At 66.4% G+C, this 2164-nt stretch carries 3 protein-coding genes; all 3 read left to right on the plus strand.

The features are described from left to right. Window positions 1-385: ABC transporter ATP-binding protein (locus tag AHiyo1_RS09940; protein WP_148667536.1), on the plus strand; the 385-nt coding region annotated here is incomplete at its 5' end. 53 nt (window positions 386-438) lie between these two features. Further along, a complete protein-coding gene (locus tag AHiyo1_RS09945; RefSeq protein ID WP_059388464.1) occupies window positions 439-1869 on the plus strand; it encodes a GH1 family beta-glucosidase in 1431 nt (476 codons plus the stop codon). Further along, window positions 1866-2117 carry a hypothetical protein gene (locus AHiyo1_RS09950; protein ID WP_253257251.1) on the plus strand — a complete coding sequence of 84 codons (252 nt, stop codon included), beginning with the start codon at window positions 1866-1868 and terminating at the stop codon, window positions 2115-2117. The genes AHiyo1_RS09945 and AHiyo1_RS09950 overlap by 4 nt, the downstream gene beginning before the upstream one ends. Window positions 2118-2164: the final 47 nt, after the last annotated feature.

The following is a 2164-nucleotide window of genomic DNA, read 5'->3' on the forward strand; positions in this document are numbered from 1 at the left end:
CGCCATCGCCCGGGCCCTGGCACTGGATCCGAAGCTGATCGTGTGCGACGAACCCGTCTCGGCCCTGGACCTCTCCACCCAAGCCACGGTGCTGGACCTTTTCATCGAGATCCAGGAACGCACCGGCGTCGCCTACCTCTTTGTCTCCCATGACCTCGCGGTGGTCCGCCACCTCAGCCACCGCGTCGCCGTGATGTATCACGGCGAAATCGTCGAATGGGGCGACGGAGAGCAAGTCACCGGAGAACCGGAGCATCCCTACACCCAGAGGCTCTTCATGGCCGCCCCGGTCCCCGATCCGGACCGGCAAGCCCAGCGCCGCGCCGACCGCCTGCGCTTGCTGGACATCCAGCATCAGCAGAACGTCCAGGCCGGCGTGGCCTGACCCGCTGCCAGCCCCACCTTCAGAACAAACACAGACCCACGAAAGGCGAGCCCATGACTCAGCCGCCACTGTCCGCGAGCCCGGAACTCTCCCCGGCCGCAACGTTTCCCGCCGACTTCGCCTGGGGCGTGGCCACCGCCGCGTACCAAATCGAAGGTGCCGTCAACGAGGGCGGACGCGGCCAGAGCATCTGGGACACCTTCTCCCACCAGCCGGGCACCACCATCCACGGTGACAACGGGGACATCGCCTGCGACCACTTCCACCGCTGGGAACAGGACCTTGACCTCATGGTGGAGCTGGGCATCCCGTCTTACCGGCTGTCCTTGTCCTGGTCCCGGCTGCAGCCCACCGGCGTCGGCCCGCTCAACCCGGAAGGCGTGCGCTTTTACCGTGACCTGCTGGCGGGCTGCGCAGCCCGCGGCATCACCCCGTACGTGACGCTCTACCACTGGGACCTGCCACAGGCACTGCAGGACGACGGCGGCTGGCCGGCCCGGCACACGGCCTACCGTTTCGGGGAGTACGCAGGGCTCGTGGCCGAGGCGTTGGGTGACCTTGCCGAGTACTGGATCACCATCAACGAGCCGATGTGCGCGGCCTTCCTTGGCCACTCCTGGGGAATGCAGGCCCCAGGCATCAAGGACGACCGCCTCGCCGTGCGCGCAGCCCATCATTTGCTCCTGGCCCATGGCTTGGCGCTGGCCGAATTCCGTGCCCGCCGCCCTGAGGCCAAGGTGGGCATCACCAATATCATCGGCAACCTCAACCCGGCGAGCGATTCCGAAGCCGACCGCAAGGCCACGGAATACTGGGACGCCGTCAGCAACCGGATCTTCCTGGACCCCGTCTACCGGGGCAGCTACGCCGAGTCCACCATCGCGGCCTACGGCCAGTACGGGCTGACCGCCACCGGTGAGGATGCCTCGGCCGAAGACCTCGTCCAGCCCGGGGACCTGGCCATCATCTCGGCACCCGGGGACTTTGCCGGAATCAACCACTACACCAACATGCTGGTTTCCGCGGACGAAGCAGCCCCTGGAGGGGCAAGCTGGACGCACGTGCTGCCAGCGCCGTCGTCGTTCGGTTGGTCCAATACGCCCGCGGCACTCAAAGCGGTACTCAAGCGGGTCGCCGCCGAGTACACCTCCCTTCCGCTGTACGTCACGGAAAACGGCGCCACGTTCCACGACTACGTGGATCCGAACGGCGAGGTCCGCGACCCCGAACGCATCGACTACCTGCGCGGCTACATTTCCGCGGTAGGCGAGGCGATCGCCGACGGCGTGGACGTCCGCGGCTACTTCGCGTGGTCCTTCATGGACAACTTCGAATGGGCCGAAGGCTACGACAAGCGCTTCGGGCTGGTCTACGTGGACTACGGCACCCAGGCCCGCATCCCCAAGTGGAGCGCGTACTGGTACCGGGACATCATTGCCGCCCAGCGCTCAGTAGCCGCAGTCACCACGGGTGCCACCGCATGAGCATCGACACTTCATCCCTCAAGTCAGACAAGAAAGCCACCATGGAACTCCTCACCGACCAGACCATCGACCAACGCCTCGAGTCCCTGCTGGCCCGGCTGAGCCTGGAGGAGAAGGTGCGGTTGCTGACGGGCCGGGATTTCTGGACGACGTGGCCGGTGGAGAAGATCGGGTTGCGGCGGATGTTGTTCTCAGACGGGCGACGGGGGTGCGTGGCGAGGTGTGGGATGAGCGGGCGCCGTCGATGAATTTCCCGTCCGCGACGGCGATCAGCTCGTCCTGGGATCCCGCGATG

It is taken from the genome of Arthrobacter sp. Hiyo1 (assembly GCF_001263615.2).
Classification (GTDB): domain Bacteria; phylum Actinomycetota; class Actinomycetes; order Actinomycetales; family Micrococcaceae; genus Arthrobacter.